This window comes from Peptidiphaga sp. (assembly GCF_057238965.1).
On sequence record NZ_DBHHEV010000010.1, the window covers coordinates 40,785 to 42,600 of the forward strand.

1 protein-coding gene is annotated in these 1,816 nt (G+C 64.8%); it reads left to right on the forward strand.

Going from position 1 to position 1,816, the window contains the following annotated elements:
- Nucleotides 1–322 precede the first annotated feature (322 nt).
- Nucleotides 323–1,657: a hypothetical protein gene (locus tag ACO48X_RS02655; RefSeq protein ID WP_485000275.1), complete on the forward strand. Its 1,335-nt coding sequence runs from the start codon at nt 323–325 to the stop codon at nt 1,655–1,657.
- Nucleotides 1,658–1,816 lie beyond the last annotated feature (159 nt).

Sequence of the window (1,816 nt, forward strand, 5' to 3'; positions counted from 1 at the left end):
ACGCCTTCGCCGAAGCCTTCGGCCTCCAACCCGGCGACGCCCTCTACCTGCCGCCCGAGGAACGCGTGCGCATCTGGTAGGAGCGACCGCCTCCGGTGAGTGCGCGTCCGTTGACCGCCTCCGTTGACCGCGTGCACATCCGCTGAGCGCGCGTCCGTTGACCGCCTCCGTTGACCGCGTGCGCATCCGCTGAGCGCGTGCGTTGACCACGTGCGTTGACCGCGTGCACATCCGGTGACCACGTGCGTGTTTCGTGAGCGCAGCCAACGCGCGTCGGGCCCATCCATTGAACTTGATAATGATTTTCATTATGGTTATCGACATGACACATTCACCTATGCGCACGATTGCCTCCCTCGTCGCAGTCGCCACCCTCGCGCTGGCGGGATGCTCCGATTCACCGGGCAAGACCGGCGGATCTCAGACGACAGCCACAGCGGACGCGAACGACGGCAAGGAAGGCAACAGCGGCGGCGAAAAAGCAAAACCCAAGGAAGTCTCTTCGCTAAAGCCGCGCCTGGTCGTCTCCTACGACGGCGGGCTTCTCACCCTCGACGGAGCGACGGGCAAGGTTCTGGCGGACGTAAAGAAGGGCGGCTTCCTGCGTCTGAACCCCGCGGGCGACGGCCGCCACGTCGTCGTCTCGGACGGCGACGTCTTCCGGCTCTTCGACGTCGGCCTCATTGCGCAGCGGCACGAGGACCACTACCACTACTACGTCGCCTCCCCCAGGCTCACGTCCGCGCAAATCAAAGCGCCCAAAGCCGGGCACGTCGTCAACCACGCCGGGCGCACGTCCCTGTTCTCCGACGGCGACGGCACAGTCCAGACATTCGCAGCAGACGCCCTCAAGGACGGGAAGCTCGACCCTTCGGAAATCAAAGCGTTCAAAGGAGGGGACGCCCACCACGGAGTCGCCGTGCCGCTGTCCAACGGCAATATGCTGACAACGAAGGGAACCGAGAAGGAGCGCCACACGATCCAGGAGGTCGATCCAAGCGGCAAGGTCGTGGCGGAAACAACGGATTGCCCGGGAGTCCACGGGGAGGCGGCGGCCCAGTCCAACGCGAACGGCGACGTCGTCTCCTTCGGCTGCACAAACGGCCCGGTCGTCTACCGGGACGGGGCCTTCCACAAGGTCCCCGTCTCCGAGCCCTACCAACGATCCGGCAACCAATTCGGCTCGCCCGAATCGCCCTATGTGCTCGCCGACTACAAGACGGTCAAGCCGGCCGAAGGCGCTGAGGGCGTGACCGAAAGGCCGACGTCGGCGGGAGTCATCGACACGGCGAGCGGCACGTTGAAGAAGGTCGACCTCGGATCGCCCTACTGGTTCCGCTCTTTCGCGCGCGGCCCGAACGGCGAGGGACTGGTCCTCACCTACGACGGGAATCTCGCCATTCTCGATCCGGCTTCCGGCGAGGTGAAAAAGAAGGTCAAGGTCGTCAAGGAATGGCGCGAGAAGGACGATTGGCAGGAGCCCGGCCCGAATGTCACGGCGATCGGGGACTACGCCTATGTCTCGGAGCCCGCCTCGAAAAAGATCCGCCTCGTGCAGATCTCGACGGGCGAGGTCGTGACGTCCTTCAATCTCAAGATCGTCCCCAACGAAATGTCCGCGGCGAGCGGCAAGCCCGACGCCGGGTCGAAGAAGTAGGCTCCAGGTCGAAGAAGCAGGCTCCGGGTCGAAGAAGTGGGCGCCGAGCCGAGGAAGCTGGCCGCAGATCGAAGAAACGGGTGCCAAGCAGAAGAAGAAGGCGCCAAGCCGAAGAAGGAGGCCGACGACGGGAGAGCGACGGGGAAAGCGGGGCCCGCG

Coding starts and splice junctions, on each gene's coding strand:
- ACO48X_RS02655 (WP_485000275.1), top strand. CDS start 323: ATGACACATTCACCTATGCGCACGATTGCCTCCCTCGTCGCAGTCGCC.